Origin of the sequence: Streptomyces thermodiastaticus, from assembly GCF_014656135.1 — a bacterium.
Taxonomy (GTDB): domain Bacteria; phylum Actinomycetota; class Actinomycetes; order Streptomycetales; family Streptomycetaceae; genus Streptomyces; species Streptomyces thermodiastaticus.
Genome location: NZ_BNBV01000011.1, coordinates 53,533 through 71,335, shown reverse-complemented (window position 1 = coordinate 71,335; position 17,803 = coordinate 53,533). Strand labels below are relative to the sequence as shown.

Annotated in this window: 16 protein-coding genes; 8 read left to right on the top strand and 8 right to left on the bottom strand. The window is 72.8% G+C overall.

The features are described from left to right. Positions 1-19 precede the first annotated feature (19 nt). A complete protein-coding gene (locus IE286_RS12950; RefSeq protein ID WP_189796834.1) occupies positions 20-787 on the top strand; it encodes a MerR family transcriptional regulator in 768 nt (255 codons plus the stop codon). Positions 788-938: 151 nt separating this feature from the next. Next, the gene (locus tag IE286_RS12945; RefSeq protein ID WP_189796833.1) at positions 939-2,003 is read left to right on the top strand and encodes a DedA family protein; all 1,065 of its coding nucleotides are present in this window, start codon (positions 939-941) and stop codon (positions 2,001-2,003) included. Positions 2,004-2,047: 44 nt separating this feature from the next. On the opposite strand, the gene IE286_RS12940 is transcribed toward IE286_RS12945, so the two are convergent. Next, the gene (locus IE286_RS12940) at positions 2,048-3,685 is read right to left on the bottom strand and encodes a threonine/serine exporter family protein (RefSeq protein ID WP_229862599.1); all 1,638 of its coding nucleotides are present in this window, start codon (positions 3,683-3,685) and stop codon (positions 2,048-2,050) included. 440 nt (positions 3,686-4,125) lie between these two features. Then, positions 4,126-4,617, bottom strand: a complete 492-nt coding sequence (locus IE286_RS12935) for an inorganic diphosphatase (protein ID WP_125500197.1) — start codon at positions 4,615-4,617, stop codon at positions 4,126-4,128. A gap of 79 nt (positions 4,618-4,696) precedes the next feature. Between IE286_RS12935 and dacB the strand changes: the two genes are divergently transcribed. The 6 genes from dacB to folE all read left to right on the top strand — a co-directional run bounded on the left by dacB (position 4,697) and on the right by folE (position 12,483). Then, complete coding sequence (gene dacB / locus IE286_RS12930) at positions 4,697-6,295, top strand: D-alanyl-D-alanine carboxypeptidase/D-alanyl-D-alanine endopeptidase (protein ID WP_189796832.1); 1,599 nt, start codon at positions 4,697-4,699, stop codon at positions 6,293-6,295. A gap of 106 nt (positions 6,296-6,401) precedes the next feature. Then, a complete protein-coding gene (locus IE286_RS12925; protein WP_189796831.1) occupies positions 6,402-7,532 on the top strand; it encodes an Rv3626c family coenzyme F420 biosynthesis-associated protein in 1,131 nt (376 codons plus the stop codon). 193 nt (positions 7,533-7,725) lie between these two features. Next, the gene (tilS, locus tag IE286_RS12920; RefSeq protein WP_189796830.1) at positions 7,726-8,871 is read left to right on the top strand and encodes a tRNA lysidine(34) synthetase TilS; all 1,146 of its coding nucleotides are present in this window, start codon (positions 7,726-7,728) and stop codon (positions 8,869-8,871) included. A 112-nt stretch (positions 8,872-8,983) separates the two neighbouring features. After that, positions 8,984-9,544: a hypoxanthine phosphoribosyltransferase gene (gene hpt, locus IE286_RS12915; RefSeq protein WP_189796829.1), complete on the top strand. Its 561-nt coding sequence runs from the start codon at positions 8,984-8,986 to the stop codon at positions 9,542-9,544. A 185-nt stretch (positions 9,545-9,729) separates the two neighbouring features. Continuing rightward, on the top strand, positions 9,730-11,760 hold the full coding sequence (ftsH, locus tag IE286_RS12910) for an ATP-dependent zinc metalloprotease FtsH (protein ID WP_189796828.1): 2,031 nt from the start codon (positions 9,730-9,732) through the stop codon (positions 11,758-11,760). A gap of 117 nt (positions 11,761-11,877) precedes the next feature. Continuing rightward, the gene (gene folE, locus IE286_RS12905; protein ID WP_125500188.1) at positions 11,878-12,483 is read left to right on the top strand and encodes a GTP cyclohydrolase I FolE; all 606 of its coding nucleotides are present in this window, start codon (positions 11,878-11,880) and stop codon (positions 12,481-12,483) included. Positions 12,484-12,558: 75 nt separating this feature from the next. Here the strand turns inward: folE and IE286_RS12900 are convergent, their stop codons facing one another. From IE286_RS12900 to IE286_RS12875, 6 genes are all read right to left on the bottom strand, one after another. Further along, complete coding sequence (locus IE286_RS12900; RefSeq protein WP_189796827.1) at positions 12,559-13,050, bottom strand: DUF3180 domain-containing protein; 492 nt, start codon at positions 13,048-13,050, stop codon at positions 12,559-12,561. Positions 13,051-13,162: 112 nt separating this feature from the next. Continuing rightward, positions 13,163-13,774 carry a 2-amino-4-hydroxy-6-hydroxymethyldihydropteridine diphosphokinase gene (gene folK, locus IE286_RS12895; RefSeq protein WP_189796826.1) on the bottom strand — a complete coding sequence of 204 codons (612 nt, stop codon included), beginning with the start codon at positions 13,772-13,774 and terminating at the stop codon, positions 13,163-13,165. Beyond that, on the bottom strand, positions 13,771-14,130 hold the full coding sequence (gene folB, locus IE286_RS12890; RefSeq protein WP_189796825.1) for a dihydroneopterin aldolase: 360 nt from the start codon (positions 14,128-14,130) through the stop codon (positions 13,771-13,773). Before folB ends, folK begins: the two co-directional genes overlap by 4 nt. 261 nt (positions 14,131-14,391) lie before the next feature. After that, positions 14,392-14,904, bottom strand: coding sequence for a nuclear transport factor 2 family protein (locus IE286_RS12885; protein WP_189796824.1), 513 nt, complete (start codon positions 14,902-14,904; stop codon positions 14,392-14,394). Next, the gene (gene folP, locus IE286_RS12880; protein WP_189796823.1) at positions 14,901-15,806 is read right to left on the bottom strand and encodes a dihydropteroate synthase; all 906 of its coding nucleotides are present in this window, start codon (positions 15,804-15,806) and stop codon (positions 14,901-14,903) included. Before folP ends, IE286_RS12885 begins: the two co-directional genes overlap by 4 nt. Before the next feature lie 138 nt (positions 15,807-15,944). Continuing rightward, complete coding sequence (locus IE286_RS12875; protein WP_189796822.1) at positions 15,945-17,753, bottom strand: phosphatidylglycerol lysyltransferase domain-containing protein; 1,809 nt, start codon at positions 17,751-17,753, stop codon at positions 15,945-15,947. Positions 17,754-17,803 lie beyond the last annotated feature (50 nt).

Genomic DNA, 17,803 nt, shown 5'->3' with positions numbered 1-17,803 from the left:
CCGAGAAGGGAGCGGAGCAGTGAGCTACTCCGTGGGACAGGTCGCCGGGTTCGCCGGGGTGACGGTGCGCACGCTGCACCACTACGACGCCATCGGCCTGCTCCAGCCCAGCGAGCGCAGCCACGCGGGCCACCGGCGCTACAGCGACGCCGACCTGGAGCGGCTGCAGCGAATCCTGTTCTACCGGGAGCTGGGCTTTCCGCTCGACGAGGTCGCGGCCCTGCTCGACGACCCGGACGCCGACCCGCGGGAACACCTGCGGCGCCGGCACGCGGCGCTCACCGCCCGGATCGAGAAGCTGCAGCAGATGGCCGCGGCGGTGGAGCACGCCATGGAGGCACGCAGGATGGGTATCGATCTCACGCCCGAGGAGCGCTTCGAGGTCTTCGGCGACATGGACCCCGTGCGGTACGAGGAGGAGACCGAGCAGCGCTGGGGGCACACGGAGGCGTACGCCGAGTCGCGGCGCCGCACGGCCTCCTACACCAAGGAGGACTGGCAGCGCATCAAGGCCGAGATGGACGACTGGCAGCAGCGGTACGCCGCCGTGGTGGCCGCCGGCGAGCCGCCGTCCGGCGAGACGGCCATGGACCTCGCCGAGGAGCACCGGCAGCACATCAGCCGGTGGTACTTCGAGGTGCCGTACGAGATGCACCGGTGCTTCGCCGACATGTACGTCTCCGACGAGCGCTTCACGGCGTACTACGACGGGCTGCGGCCGGGGCTCGCCGCGCACCTGCGCCAGGCGATCCACGCCAACGCCGAGCGCCGCACCGCCGGGGTGTGACCGGACGCGAAGGGTGAGGGCGGACCCGGCGGGCGGGCGCACAAGCCCCGTGGAACGCGACCCGCACACCATGCGTTGATAGTTTTGTGCGGCAGCACCACGGAGGCCGAAACCGCCGCCGTCCGCCCTCACCCTTCAGGAGCCCGGTACCGTGACGACGCTCGCCCTCGGCCCGAGCTGGCTCGATCCGAACTACCTCCTCGACACCTTCGGCATCTGGGGTCTGCTCCTCGTCGTCTTCGCCGAGTCGGGTCTGTTGATCGGGTTCTTCCTGCCGGGCGACTCACTGCTGTTCACCTGCGGCCTGCTGATCACCTCCGGCCAGATGGGCTTCCCGCTGCCGGCGGCCATCGTGCTGATCAGCCTCGCCGCCGTCCTCGGCGACCAGGCGGGCTACATGTTCGGCCGGAAGGTCGGCCCGTCCCTGTTCAAGCGTCCGGACTCGCGCCTGTTCAAGCAGGAGAACGTCACCAAGGCGCACGAGTTCTTCGAGAAGCACGGCCCCAAGTCGCTGGTGCTGGCCCGCTTCGTGCCCGTGGTGCGCACCTTCACGCCGATCATCGCGGGCGTCAGCGGGATGCGGTACCGCTCGTTCCTGATCTTCAACGTCATCGGCGGTGTCCTGTGGGGCGCCGGCGTGACCCTGCTGGGCTCCTGGCTGGGCAACATCGCCTTCGTCAAGGACAACATCGAGGCGATCCTCGTCCTGATCGTCCTCGTCTCGGTGATCCCGGTCGCCATCGAGGTGCTCCGGGCCCGGGGCAAGAGCAAGAGGGAGGCGCAGTCCCCCGCCGGGGCCGGCGAGCCGGCGCAGGGGCAGCAGCCGTACCCGCAGCCGTACGCCGCGCAGCCGCAGCAGCCCGTCATGGACGATGCCACGACCCGCCTGCGCCGCATCGAACCGCCGCACCAGCCGCAGTACGGCCGGCCCGGGCAGTACGGGCAGCCCGGGCAGTACGGGCAGCCCGGGCAGTACGGCGAGCCGAACCCGCCGCAGGGCCCGCAGAACCCCCCGCACGGCGGGCCGGGCAACGGGCAGCAGTACGGCGGCGGCTACGGCGCGCAGCAGTACCCCCAGCAGCCCTACCCGCAGCAGCCGCAGTCCTACGGCACTCCGGCGGGCGAATACGCCCAGGCGCCGGCGCCGGACCCGCGCCGGCAGTGGAACTCCGGCGCCGGGTACCCCGACGGCGGCGGCGAGGCCGACCGCCGCTGAGCCGGCGGCCCGCGCGCGGACCGGTGAGCCCGCGCGCGGACCGGTCAGAAGCCCCTCGTCCGCTTCGCGCCCCGGCGGCCCGCCGCGCTGCCCGCGCCGGGCACCCGCAGGAACAGCCGGGAGATCTCCGAGCCGAGGTTGACGCCGATCGCGATGGCCATGGCGAGCGACACCGCCTTGGCCAGCGACACCAGCCCCTTGTCGATGTGGTTCTGCGCGATCGCCAGCAGCCCGAAATAGGTCGCCGAACCGGGCAGCAGCGGCCCTATCGCGGCGGTCGTGTACGGCAGCGCGGACGCGAACCGGTAGCGGGCCATCAGCTGCCCGAACAGACCCACCAGGCCCGCGGCGACCGCCGTGGAGGCCACCGGGGAGATCCCGGCGACGTAGTGCAGCGCCCCGTACACCACCCAGGCGATGCCGCCGTTGACCGTCACCAGCAGCACCGTCGACCGTTCCTGCTGCAGCAGCACCGCGAAGGTCAGCGACAGCAGCATCGAGGCGAAGATCTGCGTCACCGGCCGGTTGCCGACGGCCAGGGCCGCGTCCGGGTTGAGCGGGGCCCCCAGCTTCACGCCGAAGTACAGGACGGTCAGCACGCCGGTGACGATGCCGACGAAGAGGTACATGACCTCCAGCAGGCGCGCGGAGGCGGTGATGTAGAAGCCGGTCAGGCCGTCCTGCACGCCCGCCACCAGGGCCCGTCCCGGCAGCAGCGCGAAGAGTCCACCGGTGATGACGGCGGAGGCCTTCACGTCGACGTGTGCCAGGGTCAGCGCCACACCGAGCGCGGCCGGCGGCGTCGCGGCGACCGTGAACTGGTAGAACTCCGGCAGCCCGCGGCCCGCGCACAGCCAGGCCAGCCGGTCGCCGAGCATCGCGCCCACCGCGGCCGCCACGAACACGATCAGGTCACCGCCGCCGACGAGCAGGGAGGCCGCACCCGCGAGCAGCCCCGCGGCCGCGGTCAGCGCCCAGCCGGGGTAGGGGTGCCGGTTGCGGCGGATCTCCGCGAGCCGGCGGTAGGCCTCCTCCAGGGAGACATGCGTGTCCGGGTCGCTCAGGTCGTCGACGAGCTGGAAGACGGCCGCGAGCCGGGTGTAGTCGGTGCCCCGGCGCCGCACCGTGCGGGAGGCCGACACCGGGTCGTCGACGAGGGACGGCTGGTAGGAGACCGACAGCAGGGTGAAGGTGACGTTCGGCTCGCAGCGGTCCAGGCCGTAGGCGCGGCACACCGCGAACATCGCGGTCTCCACGTCCTCGGCGCCCTCGCCGCCGGCCAGCAGCAGCTCGCCGATACGCAGGGTGAGGTCGAGGACGCGGGGCACGGCCGGGCCGCCCTCGTCCTCCGTCCGCTGGACCGTCTCCGGGGCCGGGCGCTCGGCCACCGGCATGCGCAGCATCGTGCGCATCCGGTCCTGCCAGGGGATCTCCTTGGTCAGGCTGACCGCGGGGGTGCCCAAGGGCGGGGTGAAGGCGGCCGGTGCCTGCGGGGCGCTGTAGGTGCTCGGCGGGCTGAACGCCGAGCCCTCGCGCTCCGCGGCCGGCGGCTCGGGCACCTCCAGGCCGTCGGGGACGGCGAACTCGGAGGTGGTCTCGGAATCGGTCCGGGGGACGGCCAGGCCGTCCGGGACCGCGAACTCGGAGGTGGTCTCGGACTCGCTCGTCCGGGGCAGGGCCAGCCCCTTCGGGACGGCGAACTCGGACGTCGTGGACGACTCGCCGTCCGTCCCGAGGGGCGCGGCGGGCCGGGGGATCACAGGTCTCGCCGGGCGCGGCGAGACCGGGACCGTGGCGGTCGTGGCCGCCCGGCCTCCCGCCTCCGCCTGCTTGGTCCCCGCCGTCCTCGGTGCCTGCTGCTTCTTCGCCGCACGCGGCACGTCGTTCTCGTGCGTCGCCTGCGTCACCGACGAGTCCGCGGGGTCCCCGAAGACACCCCTCGCCTCGTCCGACTGCGGCTTGCGGTCGTCCGCAGGCGCGCGGTTCTCCGCATCCGTCACTGGGCAACGCTCCCTGAACTTCGCGTTCCGTGGGCTCAGTATGCGCGGCGGCCGTATCCCGCCCGATACGGAAAGGGCCGCGTCACCCGCCGGGGTGGCCGCGGCCCTTACCGAATCGTGGGTCAGTGACCGCCGTGCTCCTGGTAGCGCTTGATGGACCGCTCGATCTCCGCCTCCGCGTCGGCGCGGCCGACCCAGTTGGCGCCCTCCACCGACTTGCCGGGCTCCAGGTCCTTGTAGACCTCGAAGAAGTGCTGGATCTCCAGACGGTCGAACTCCGACACGTGGTGGATGTCCCGCAGGTGTTCCACACGCGGGTCGGACGCCGGTACGCACAGCACCTTGTCGTCGCCACCGGCCTCGTCCGTCATCCGGAACATGCCGATCGCGCGGCACTTGATGAGGCAGCCGGGGAACGTCGGCTCGTCCAGGATGACCAGAGCGTCCAGCGGGTCGCCGTCCTCACCGAGGGTGTTCTCGACGAAGCCGTAGTCCGCCGGGTAGCTGGTCGAAGTGAAGAGTCGACGGTCCAGGCGGATACGACCGGTCTCGTGGTCCACCTCGTACTTGTTCCGCGAACCCTTAGGGATCTCGATCGTGACGTCGAACTCCACCGGTGGCTCCTCCATGATCAGCACATAGTTCTGGTGATTAAGTGTCCCCCACGCAGGTGTGTGATCGCGAAAGGGGCTGGTGGTCGTGCGGGAACCGAGGGCCTGGCGGGCCGCGAAACCACGTCTGACAGGCCTGGCACGGGCTGCACGACCGCGTCTGGCACGGCTGGCGCGGGCCGCACGGCCTGCTCCGGCGGGTGCCGCACGCTCCGCGGCGCTGCGGATCGCTCGGCTCGCGGCGGCCGCCGGGACACGGCCGGCCGGCCGGCCGCGCACCTGGCAGTTCACCGCGGGCGCCGCCACCGCCGGTGTGGCGCTGGCCGCCGCGGTGGTGACCGCCGCCGGTCCTTGGGACTCCTCCGGCCAGCGTACGGCCGAGAGAGACCGTGCCGCCGCTCTTCAGGCCGCGGGTGGCGCAGATCACGGCGTGGGGTCCGGCACGTCCGCCGACGGTCCGGCGCCCGCGCCCAGCGCCCCGCCCGTGCTGGCGAGCCTGGCCAGGCCGCAGGGTGGCGCCCCGCGTCTCGCCGGTGTGCTGGACCCGCTGCTGCGCGACCCCGCGCTCGGGGAGCAGCCCGCGGCGGTCGTCGTCGACCTGACCGACGGGCACCGGCTCTACGGCCGGAACGCCGACGCGGCGCTCACCCCGGCCTCCACCACCAAGATCGCCACCGCCACCGCCGCGCTGTCCGCCCTCGGTCCGGACCACCGCTTCACCACCCGCACGGTCCTGGAGCCCGGCACCACCCGGCTGGTCCTCGTCGGAGGCGGCGACCCCACCCTCACCGCCCGCGCCGACGCGGACGGCCGGGCGAGCCTGCGCACCCTGGCCGACCGCACCGCCGCCGCGCTGACCCGGCGCGGCCTGCACGACGTGACGCTCGCGTACGACACCAGCCTGTTCGCCGGGGACGGCATGCACCCCATCGGGGTCAACGACAACCTGGCCCGGGTCACCGCCCTGGCCGCCGACGAGGGGCGCACCGACGGCTCCACGAGCGGGCCCGCCCCGCGCGAGCCCGACCCGGCGGCCGCCGCGGCCCGCGCCTTCGCCGGCTTCCTGCACGCCCACGGCATCCGCACCGGCGAGCCCGCCCGGGCCACGGCGGCCAGCCGCGCGCAGACCCTCGCGTCCGTCTCCTCCCCGCCCCTGTCCGACGTGGTCGAGCGCATGCTCACCGAGAGCGACAACGACATCGCCGAGACCCTCGCCCGGCAGACGGCTCTCGCCACCGGCGAGCGGCCCGACTTCGCCGGCGGCGCCCGGGCGATCACCCGCCGGCTGGCGCAGCTCGGGCTGCCCCTGAAGGGTGCCTCCTTCCACGACGGCAGCGGCCTGGACCGCTCCGACCGGCTCACCGCGAGCCTGCTCACCGCCCTGCTGCGCACCGCCGCCGACCCGGCCCGCCCCGGGCTCCGCCCGATCCTCACCGGCCTGCCGGTGGCCGCCTTCACCGGCACCCTGACCGACCGGTACACCGGCCAGGCCGCGGCCGGGATCGTGCACGCCAAGACGGGCACCCTGACCGGGGTGAACACGCTGGCCGGCACCGTCGTCGACCGGGACGGCCGGCTGATGGCCTTCGCCTTCCTCGCCGAGGACACCACCGACCCCCAGGCGGCCCAGTCCGCCCTGGACCGGGCGGCGGCCGCGCTGGCGGGCTGCGGCTGCCGCTGAACCGTTCCCGCTCCCCGCCGGGCCGGGCGCCCGCGCCGTGCCCGGCCCGCACCGGCGGACACGCCACGGACTGCCTGAGGCGGCCCCGCTCACGTACCGTTGACGCATGACGAGCATCGGTGGTGCCGCAAGTCCCGGGATGATCGACTGGAATCTCGCGGTGGCGACCGCGACCCGGCTGGTCCGGCCGGGCCCCGAGGTGACCCGCGACGAGGCCCGCGCCGTCGTCGCGGAGCTGCGCCGCCATGCCGAGGCCTCTCAGGAGCACGTCCGGGGCTTCACTCGTCTGGGCACCGACGCCGGCCACGACACGCCCGTCCTCGTCGTCGACCGCCCCGGCTGGGTCAAGGCGAACGTCGCCGGCTTCCGCGAGCTGCTCAGACCGCTGCTGGAGAAGATGCAGCGGCGGCGCGGCAGCAGCCCCGGCGGCGTGGTCCTCGGCACCGTGGGCGGCAAGGTCACCGGCGTCGAGCTGGGCATGCTGCTGTCGTTCCTCGCCTCCCGGGTGCTCGGGCAGTACGAGACGTTCGCCCCGGCCTCCCGCGAGCTGCCCGCGGGCGACGGCGGCGGCCGGCTGCTGCTGGTCGCCCCGAACATCGTCCACGTCGAGCGGGAGCTGGACGTCGAGCCGCACGACTTCCGCCTGTGGGTGTGCCTGCACGAGGAGACGCACCGCACGCAGTTCAGCGCGGTGCCCTGGCTGCGTGACCACCTCCAGGGCGAGATCCAGGCCTTCCTGGCCGAGACCGACGTCGACCCGGCGGCCTTTCTGGAGCGGCTGCGCGAGGCCGCCCAGTCGCTGGTCGGCGGCCGTCCCGAGGGCGAGGCCGACGACACGGGCCACTCCCTGGTGGAGCTGGTGCAGACCCCGGCCCAGCGGGCGATCCTCGGCCGGCTCACCGCTGTGATGTCCCTGCTGGAGGGGCACGCCGACTACGTCATGGACGGCGTCGGACCGGACGTGGTGCCGACCGTGGCGGAGATCCGGGAGAAGTTCCAGCAGCGCCGTGCCAAGGGCGCCTCCCGCCTGGACACCGCCCTGCGCAAGCTGCTCGGACTGGACGCCAAGCTGCGGCAGTACCGCGACGGGGAGCGGTTCGTGCGCGCGGTCGTCGACCAGGTCGGCATGGACGGCTTCAACCGGGTGTGGACCTCCCCGAACACCCTCCCCACCAAGGCGGAGATCGCCAAACCGGCGGACTGGATCGCGCGGGTGCACCGCACGGCGGAGTCGTGAACGGCCGCCCGAGGTGGTGAACCGGATCCGGCCTGCGGCAGACGAACGCCCCGCCAATCACCCGTCCGAGGGACCGTGGGCGATGGGTAGGCGTGCAATGCTCGGGGAACGGCCCGTTTCTGTCACCATCGACACACTCTGAGTGACCGACTCGGGTTCACCCCCCGAAGAACCTTCGTGAAGGGAACCGGACATGGGTCCCCATCCTGCGGTCGCGGCGATACGCCTGGCGGTTCGCCGCGTGCTCCACGACATCCTGAACGAACAGACCTCCCAGCCCTCGTACGCCGCGCGGACCCCCGCCCCCGCGCCCGCCCCGTACGCCCTGCCGGGCGCCCCTCTCGTGCCGCCCGCGCCGCCCGTCGCGCCGCCCCCGGCCGGGGTGCCGGCCCCCTCCCGCACGCGCCGCGCCGCCGTGGACCCCTCGGCGCCGCTCGTGCTGGTGGCCTGCTCCGGCGGCGCCGACTCCATGGCGCTCGCCTCCGCCCTCGCCTTCGAGGCCCCCCGGCTCGGCGTCCGCGCCGGAGGCGTCACCGTCGACCACGGCCTGCAGGCCGGCTCCGACCAGCGCGCCGGCGAGGTCGCCCAGCGGCTGCGCGACCTGGGCCTGGACCCGGTGGAGGCGGTCGCCGTCCGCGTGGGCCGCGAGGGCGGTCCCGAGGCCGCCGCCCGCGACGCGCGCTACGCCGCCCTCGACGCCGCCGCCGAACGCCACGGCGCCGCCGCGATCCTCCTCGGCCACACCCGCGACGACCAGGCCGAGACGGTGCTGCTCGGCCTGGCCCGCGGCTCCGGCATCCGCTCCCTGTCGGGCATGGCCGCGGTCTCGGGGGCCGGCGGCCGTTACCGGCGCCCCTTCCTGCAGATCGACCGCCAGACCGCCCGCAAGGCCTGCATGGTCCAGGCCCTGCCGGTGTGGGACGACCCGCACAACACCGACCCCGCCTACACCCGCTCCCGGCTGCGCCACGAGGGACTGCCCGCCCTGGAGAAGGCGCTGGGCAAGGGCGTCGTCGAGGCCCTGGCCCGCACCGCACAGCTCTCCCGCGACGACGCCGACGCGCTCGACGCCTGGGCCGGCCAGGCCGAGGCCGCCGTGCGCGACGAGGACGGACGGCTGGAATGCGCCAAGCTGTACGCCCTGCCGCCCGCCGTGCGCCGCCGTATTCTGCGCCGCGCCGCCATCGCGGCCGGTGCTCCGGCCGGGTCGCTGTTCGCCCGCCACATCGAGGAGATGGACCGGCTGATCACCGGCTGGCGCGGCCAGGGAGCCATCAACCTGCCCGGCAAAGTCGTGGCCCAGCGGCAGGGTGGCAGACTGGTGATTCGGCAAGGCTGAATCCTTCCCTCGCGGGGAAGGCGCCGGTCTCCCCCGCGGGGGAGGGTCCCGGTGGCCGGTCCTCCCAGCCGGGGCGGGCCGCGGCAGCCGGTGGGACGACCGACCGAAAGTGATGCGGGTGGACGCGAAAGACATGGGTGCCGACCTCGAGAAGGTGCTCATCACCAAGGAAGAGATCGACGCCAAGCTGGCCGAACTGGCCGCCAAGATCGACGCGGAGTACGCGGGCAGGGACCTGTTGATCGTCGGGGTCCTCAAGGGTGCCGTCATGGTCATGGCCGACCTGGCCCGGGCGCTGTCCACCCCGGTGACCATGGACTGGATGGCCGTGTCCTCCTACGGGGCGGGCACCCAGTCCTCCGGCGTGGTGCGGATCCTGAAGGACCTCGACACCGACATCAAGGGCAAGCACGTCCTGATCGTCGAGGACATCATCGACTCCGGCCTGACCCTGTCCTGGCTGATCAACAACCTCGGCTCGCGCGAGCCCGCCTCGCTGAAGGTGTGCACGCTGCTGCGCAAGCCGGACGCCGCGAAGGTCGCCATCGACGTGGAGTGGGTCGGCTTCGACATCCCTAACGAGTTCGTCGTCGGCTACGGCCTGGACTACGCCGAGAAGTACCGCAACCTGCCGTTCGTGGGGACGCTCGCGCCCCACGTCTACGGCGGCTGAACCCTCACGGCGGCCACGCGCCGCCGTGATCGGGAACCCCCGCGCGGCCGCGGGCGTTGGAGGATGCAGACGGGGACGTCAGCTCTCCCGTGCGGCCACGAGGCACCGTGCTGGGGTACCGTCGGAAGAACTGTCTTATCAAACTCACTATGGCAGGAGGGACGGGGCGGCACCGCTCCGTATGGATGGACGTGAAGCGATACTTCCGTGGGCCGGTCATGTGGATCGTGCTGGCCGTCCTTGCCGTGGTCGTGTTGATGCAGGTCGTCGGGTCCTCCGGCGGCTACAAGACGGTGGACACGGGCCAGGTCGTCGCAGCGATCAACGACAACCGGGTGCAGCAGGCCAAGCTGACCACCGGTGACGAGCAGACCATCAAGGTCGAGCTCAAGGACGGTCAGAAGGTCGAGGGCAGCTCGAAGATCCAGGCGAGCTACATCGGCGACCAGGGCGTGACCATCGCCAACACGCTGCAGACCAAGTTCCAGGACAAGCAGATCCCGGACGGCTACACCGTCTCGCCGTCCAAGCAGAACCCCTTCGTCGGCGTTCTGCTGTCCCTGCTGCCCTTCGTGCTCATCGTCGTCGTCTTCCTGTTCCTGATGAACCAGATGCAGGGCGGCGGCTCCCGGGTGATGAACTTCGGCAAGTCCAAGGCCAAGCTCATCACCAAGGACACCCCCAAGACGACCTTCGCGGACGTCGCGGGCGCGGACGAGGCGGTCGAGGAGCTGCAGGAGATCAAGGAGTTCCTGCAGGAGCCGGCCAAGTTCCAGGCCGTCGGCGCGAAGATCCCCAAGGGCGTGCTGCTCTACGGCCCGCCCGGCACCGGCAAGACCCTGCTCGCGCGGGCCGTCGCCGGCGAGGCCGGGGTGCCGTTCTACTCGATCTCCGGTTCCGACTTCGTCGAGATGTTCGTCGGTGTGGGTGCCTCCCGGGTCCGTGACCTGTTCGAGCAGGCCAAGGCGAACGCCCCGGCGATCGTGTTCGTCGACGAGATCGACGCCGTCGGCCGCCACCGCGGCGCCGGCCTGGGCGGCGGTCACGACGAGCGCGAGCAGACGCTGAACCAGCTGCTCGTCGAGATGGACGGCTTCGACGTCAAGGGCGGCGTGATCCTGATCGCCGCCACCAACCGGCCCGACATCCTCGACCCGGCGCTGCTGCGTCCGGGCCGCTTCGACCGGCAGATCGCCGTCGACCGCCCCGACATGCAGGGCCGCCTGGAGATCCTCAAGGTCCACCAGAAGGGCAAGCCGGTCGCGCCCGACGTCGACCTGGCCGCCGTCGCCCGCCGCACGCCCGGTTTCACCGGTGCCGATCTGTCCAACGTCCTGAACGAGGCCGCGCTGCTCACGGCCCGCAGCGACAAGAAGCTGATCGACAACAAGATGCTGGACGAGGCGATCGACCGCGTCGTCGCCGGCCCGCAGAAGCGGACCCGGATCATGTCGGACAAGGAGAAGAAGATCACCGCGTACCACGAGGGCGGTCACGCCCTGGTCGCGGCGGCCTCCCCGAACGCCGACCCGGTCCACAAGATCACCATCCTGTCCCGCGGCCGTGCCCTCGGCTACACGATGGTCCTGCCGGACGAGGACAAGTACTCCACCACGCGCAACGAGATGCTGGACCAGCTGGCCTACATGCTCGGCGGGCGCGCGGCGGAGGAGCTGGTCTTCCACGACCCGACCACGGGTGCCGCGAACGACATCGAGAAGGCCACGGCCATGGCGCGGGCGATGGTCACCCAGTACGGCATGACCGAGCGCCTGGGCGCGATCAAGTTCGGCAGCGACAACTCCGAGCCGTTCCTCGGCCGGGAGATGGGCCACCAGCGCGACTACTCCGAGGAGGTCGCCGCGCTGGTCGACGAGGAAGTCAAGAAGCTCATCGAGAACGCGCACAACGAGGCCTGGGAGATCCTGGTCGAGAACCGCGACGTGCTCGACAACCTCGTCCTGGCCCTGCTGGAGAAGGAGACCCTGGGCAAGGAGGAGATCGCCGAGATCTTCGCCCCGGTCGTCAAGCGGCCGCCGCGGCCCGCGTGGACCGGCTCCTCCCGCCGGACCCCGTCCACCCGCCCGCCGGTGCTCTCCCCGAAGGAGCTGGCGCTGACCAACGGGGCGAACGGCTCGACGGTCAGCACGGTGAAGTCCACCACCGCGGATGCCGCCCCGAAGGAGCAGACCCCGGAGGACCGTCCGGAGTCCTGATCCGTCGGCAGGGCGGGGCCCACGGCCCCGGAATGTCAGCCGCGCCCCCCTGGTTCTAGCCTGGGGGGCGCGGCTTTTGGTACGTCGTGGCTGAGATACACAGGAACGAGGCTTCACATGACCGACCCCGTGACGCTGGACGGCGAGGGAACCATCGGCGAGTTCGACGAGAAGCGCGCCGAGAACGCCGTACGCGAGCTTCTGATCGCGGTCGGCGAGGACCCGGACCGTGAGGGGCTGCGCGACACCCCGGCCCGGGTGGCGCGGGCGTACAAGGAGATCTTCGCGGGGCTGTGGCAGAAGCCCGAGGACGTGCTGACGACGACGTTCGACCTGGGGCACGACGAGATGGTGCTGGTCAAGGACATCGAGGTGTTCTCGACCTGCGAGCACCACCTGGTGCCGTTCAGGGGCGTCGCCCACGTCGGCTACATCCCGTCCGCCAGCGGCAAGATCACCGGTCTGTCGAAGCTGGCCCGGCTGGTGGACGTGTTCGCCCGCCGCCCGCAGGTGCAGGAACGACTCACCACGCAGATCGCCGACTCCCTGATGGAGATCCTGGAGCCGCGCGGGGTGATCGTGGTCGTGGAGTGCGAGCACATGTGCATGTCGATGCGGGGCATCCGCAAGCCCGGCGCCAAGACCCTCACCTCGGCGGTGCGCGGTCAGCTGCGCGACGTGGCGACCCGCAACGAGGCGATGAGCCTGATCATGGCGCGCTGACCGGACGCGTCACGGCCCGCCGGTGAGCCCGGCGGTGCCTCGCAGGCCCGGCGGCACCTCGCCCGGGCAGGCCGGTCAGGCAGCCGGCGCGGCGGTGCCGTGGTTCTGGTCGTCGTCGTCCTCGGGCAGCCTGCAGACGTGCTCGAGGAACAGGGCTGCCGCTATCACCGCAAGCCCCGCCAGGACCGAGAAACCGGCGTAGAAGGCCTGGTCGCGGCGGCTGGGGATGTCGAGCAGCTCCAGCAGGAACACGCCCGTGCCGCCGTACATCCCGGCGACCAGGGCGGCCACGATGGCGCTGGCCTGGCCGAAGACGACCGCGCGGGCGGCCATCAGCGGGTCCACGCCCTTGGCGTCGGGCCGCCGCTCGCGCTGGGCCCTCAGGCGGCTGCGCAGGGACAGCGCGGTGGCGAGCAGCACCGCCGCGATCAGCGCCAGCACGATCGGGGCGGCCAGGGGAACGCTGGGCAGTGTCCCGACCGAGTTCCACAGCCGGGCGGCCGCCCAGGACAGCACGCCCGCGACGACGAACACGCCGATCAGCACCCTGATGCGCAGCTCTTTCACGGTGTCCCTTCAGCTCCCCCGGACCGCGGCCGGGTGTGGCCGGCCCGGTCCGGCCCCCGCCGGGGGCTGGTCGTGCCGCTGAATGTCGTAAGGATCTTCTCGACCTTAACGACTACTCGGGGAGCCTGAGTTCCAGGTCCGCCCGCGGGGCCACGCCGGCCCGGGTGACGGCGTCGAGCAGCCCGGCCACGGCCCCGTGCCCGGGCAGCTCCGCCTCGGGGTCCACGTCGTGCCACGGTGCCAGCACGAAGGCGCGCTCGTGGGCGCGGGGGTGGGGCAGGGTGAGCTGCGGGTCCTCGGAGACGACGCCGGCGTAGGAGACGATGTCGACATCGAGAGTGCGCGGGCCCCAGCGCTCGTCCCGCACCCGGTGGAAAGCCTCCTCGATGGCGTGGGCCCGCTCCAGCAGGGAGGACGGCGGCAGCGTCGTCTTCAGCAGGACGACGGCATTGAAGTAGGTGGGCTGGCTGCCCGGCTCGACGCCCCACGGCTCCGTCTCGTACACCGGGGAGACCGCCTTGACGCGCACGCCGGGGGTGTCCTCCAGGGCGTCGACGGCCCCCTGCAGGGTCTCCAGGCGATTGCCCAGGTTGGAGCCGAGGGAGAGCACGGCCCATTTCGGGTTCTGCAGGGTGGTGTCGGCCGCGTCGACCTTCTCGGTGACGGACGCGGGCACCGGCTGGACGATGGGATCGGTGGGGCCCTGGCTGAAAGATGCGGTCATGCTCGGCTCCGGGTGATGGTGACGGTCACGTCGTCGAAGGGGACCGTGATCGGCGCGTCCGGCTTGTGCACGCACACCTCGACCTCCTGCACGGCCTCGTGCCGGAGACAGGTGTCGGCGATGCGCTCGGCGAGCGTCTCGATCAGGTTGACGGGCTCCCCCTCCACCACGGCCACGACCTCTTCGGCCACGATGCCGTAGTGCACGGTCTTCGCCAGGTCGTCGTCGGCCGCGGCCGGGCGGGTGTCCACGCCCAGGACGAGGTCCACGAGGAAGGTCTGGCCCTCCTCGCGCTCCGTGGGGAACACCCCGTGGTGCCCGCGGGCCTTCAGGCCGCGCAGCGCGACACGATCCACGCGAATCACTCCTGCAATCGTCGGTCGGGGCCGGCGCCCGCCGCGTGCGGGCAGTACCCCGGCCTCGAACGAATCTACCTGCGACCACCGACAGCGCCAGGCCCCCAGCACGGCCGTACCGGGCGGTCGGGTGATCACCGGCCGGGCGTTTCCGCAGGAGAACGCGGGCACCTGAAGCACGGCGACCGCCTGGGGGCGGCGTCATCGTGATTCCGGCCACGTCCGCCGCGGGCCGGACCGGCGGCGGACGGACGCCTTCGCTCAGGCCGGGGTGTCGTCCGGCCGGTCCTCGTCGTCCGAGTCGCTCTCGGCCAGGACCGGGGAGGCGTGGTGCGACCACAGCTTCCAGCCCACCGGGGTGCGCCGGAAGACGTTCGTGGCGACGACCAGCTGGCCGACCAGCGGCCCGGGTCCCTCGCCGTCCTCGGGCGCGGGGCCGCCGCTGAGGATGTTCTCGGTGCACGTCACCAGCGCGGTGTCGCCGGTGACCGAGACGTGCACGTCAGTGAGGAAGAACTGGATGTAGTCGGTGTTGGCCATGATCAGCGCGTAGGAGCGCAGGACCTCACCGCGCCCGGTGAGCACCGGCCAGCCCGGGTGGACGCAGGAAATCACACCGGAGTCGGCCGGGTCGTGGTACTCCTCGTCGACGCCCACGTCGGAGGGGGCGAGCCAGAGCGAGGTCAGCTCCTCGAAGTCGCCGCGCTCCAGTGCCTCGTAGTAGGCGGTGTTCGCGGCCTCCACCTCCGCGACGTCGGTGTGGGCGGCGCTCACCGGACGTCGTCCTCGGCTGCCTGCGCACGGTGCGGCGCGTCCGTGATCGCCCGCGCTTCCTCGATGGCGCGCACGACGCGTACCGCGTCCGCCGTGGCGCGCACCTCGTGCACGCGCACCGCCCACGCGCCGGCCTGCGCGGCGAGCGCGGAGACGGCGGCCGTCGCCGCGTCGCGTTCCCGGGCGGGCGGCGGCGTGCCGCCGGGCCCGGCCAGCACCCGGCCGAGGAAGCGCTTGCGGGACGCGGCGACCAGCAGGGGCAGGCCGAGGTCCCGCAGCCGGTCGAGGCGGGCCAGCAGCGCCAGGTCGTGCTCGGCCTCCTTGGAGAAGCCCAGTCCGGGGTCGATCACGATGCGGTCGGCGCCGACGCCGCCCTCCACCACGGCCTCCACCCGGGCCCGCAGCTCGTCGACGACCTCGGTGACGACGTCGTCGTAGACGCCGCGGACGGCCGGGCCCCGCAGGAAGCCCCGCCAGTGCATGACCACGAACGGGGCGCCCGCGTCCGCGACCACCGGGATCATCGCGGGGTCGGCGAGGCCGCCGCTGACGTCGTTGACGAGGGCGGCACCGGCTGCGAGAGCCTGTTCGGCGACCCGGGCCCGCATGGTGTCCACGGAGATCGTGACGCCCTCGGCGGCCAGACCGCGCACGACGGGGATCACCCGCCGCAGCTCCTCGGCCTCGTCCACGCGGGGCGCGCCGGGCCGGGTGGACTCGCCGCCGACGTCGACCAGGTCGGCGCCCTGGGCGATCAGGTCCAGGCCGCGCTTGACCGCGGTGGCCGTGTCGAACCAGCGGCCGCCGTCGGAGAAGGAGTCGGGGGTCACGTTCACGACTCCCATGACCGCGCACCGGTCCCACGCCGGCAGGCCCGCCACTCGGCCGTTGTGGTTGCTCATATGTTCAGCCTAGGGCCTGCCCCGACGAGCCCGCCTTCCTCGTGGTGCCCGCCCGGCGCCCCGCCGCCCGGGGGTGGTGCGGCGGGGCGGGGCGGGGCGCCGCCGGCCCCCCGGGGGAGAGGGCGCCGGCGGCGGGCTTCAGGCCGCGCGGACGTTCCGCTCGCCCAGTGCGTGGGCGCACGGGCGGGCGGCGGCGCGGCGGCGCAGGACGCGCGGCAGCGGCAGGGCGAGGGTGACGAAGCCCTCCGCCTGCATCGCGGCGAAACCGATGCGCGGCAGGTCGGCGGGGGCGCGGTAGACGACGAACCGCGGTTCCCAGCGCGGCCGGAACTTGGCGTTGAACTTGTACAGCGACTCGATCTGGAACCAGCGGGAGAGGAACACGAGCACCCGCCGCCAGGCGCGCAGCACCGGTCCCGCGCCGATCTTCTCGCCGCGCGCCAGTGCCGAGCGGAACATCGCGAAGTTCAGCGAGACGCGGGTGATGCCGAACTTCCCGGCGGACCGCAGCGCCGCGACGATCAGCAGTTCGTTCATCCCCGGGTCGGCCGTGCGGTCGCGCCGCATCAGGTCCAGCGAGGCGCCGTCCGGGCCCCACGGCACGAAGTGCAGGATCGCCTTCAGATCGCCGAACTCGCCGGGCTCGGCGTCCTGCTTGTGGGCGGTCGCGATCAGGCAGTCGCCGTCGGCGGGGTCGCCGATGCGGCCCAGGGCCATGGAGAAGCCGCGCTCGGTGTCGGTGCCGCGCCAGGCGTCGGCGGCCCGCCGCACGCGGTCCAGCTCGGCGTCGGTCAGGTCAGCCACGCGCCGCACCCGTGTCTCGTAGCCGGCCCGCTCGATGCGCTTGACCATCTGGCGCACATTGCGCATCGCGCGTCCGGCGAGCGAGAAATCCGCGACGTCCACCACCGCCTCGTCGCCCAGCTCCAGGGCGTCCAGACCGGTCTCCCGGGTCCACACCTGGCCGCCGGTCTCCGAGCAGCCCATCACGGCCGGGGTCCAGGAGTGGGCCCTGGCCACGTCCATGAAGCGTTCGATGGCGCCCGGCCAGGCCTCCACGTCCCCGATCGGGTCGCCGCTGGCGAGCATCACCCCGGAGACGACGCGGTAGGTGATCGCCGCCTTGCCGCTGGGGGAGAAGACGACCGCCTTGTCGCGGCGCAGCGCGAAGTGGCCGAGGGAGTCGCGGCGGCCGTGCTTGGCGAGCAGCGCGCGCAGCCTGGCCTCGTCCTCCTCGGTGAGCCGGGCGGCCGGATGCTCGGGCCGGAAGGACAGGTAGACCGTGGTGACCGCGGTGAGCCAGCCCAGGGCGCCCAGGCAGAAGGCCACCGTCCAGGAGGTGTTGCCCTGGTAGTCGACGGGACCCTCGACGCCGACCAGCCCGTAGACGACGTGGGTCAGCCGGTCCGCGAAACTCGGGTCGCCGACCATCCGGCGGGCGTGGACGCTGACGATGACCAGGCCCAGGGCGATCGAACCGGCGCTCATCAGCACGAAGTTGGCCAGCGCCCGCCACCGGCTGCGCGGATCCGGCAGGGCCGCGAACTCCTTGCGGTGTGCCAGCAGCAGCGCGAGCAGCGCCAGCGCGATGACGACGCCGGCCACCGAGTGCCGGTAGAGGAACTCGGCCGCCGCGCCGAAGGGCAGCAGGGCGACCGCGGCACGCCAGGCACGCCGTTTGCGCCGTTTCAGGCCGTGCGCGAGCAGCAGCAACAGCACGCCCGCGCTGAGCGAGAGCGCCGCGGCGAACGGGCCGAAGGAGCCGGGCAGCACCTCGGCGATGGCGTGCATCCGGCTGTGCCGGAAGCGCGGGAAGACCCCTGCGGCGATGTCCAGCAGCCCGACGACCGCGCAGGCCCGGCCGACGAGCGTGGGGACGGACTCGGGGCGGGGCCCGCGCAGGATGCGCCGCAGTCGGCTGGACCGAACCGGAACCTGGACCGACATTTCCCCATCTATCCTGACAGACATCGCATCCCGTCGTTGCGCGAGAGACC

What these genes read in the sequence shown, in the direction of transcription:
- folP (WP_189796823.1), bottom strand. Translation starts at nt 15,806, where the DNA reads ATGAGCAACCACAACGGCCGAGTGGCGGGCCTGCCGGCGTGGGACCGG.
- IE286_RS12875 (WP_189796822.1), bottom strand. Translation starts at nt 17,753, where the DNA reads ATGTCGGTCCAGGTTCCGGTTCGGTCCAGCCGACTGCGGCGCATCCTG.
- tilS (WP_189796830.1), top strand. Translation starts at nt 7,726, where the DNA reads ATGGGTCCCCATCCTGCGGTCGCGGCGATACGCCTGGCGGTTCGCCGC.
- ftsH (WP_189796828.1), top strand. Translation starts at nt 9,730, where the DNA reads ATGGACGTGAAGCGATACTTCCGTGGGCCGGTCATGTGGATCGTGCTG.
- hpt (WP_189796829.1), top strand. Translation starts at nt 8,984, where the DNA reads ATGCGGGTGGACGCGAAAGACATGGGTGCCGACCTCGAGAAGGTGCTC.
- folK (WP_189796826.1), bottom strand. Translation starts at nt 13,774, where the DNA reads ATGACCGCATCTTTCAGCCAGGGCCCCACCGATCCCATCGTCCAGCCG.
- folE (WP_125500188.1), top strand. Translation starts at nt 11,878, where the DNA reads ATGACCGACCCCGTGACGCTGGACGGCGAGGGAACCATCGGCGAGTTC.
- IE286_RS12925 (WP_189796831.1), top strand. Translation starts at nt 6,402, where the DNA reads ATGACGAGCATCGGTGGTGCCGCAAGTCCCGGGATGATCGACTGGAAT.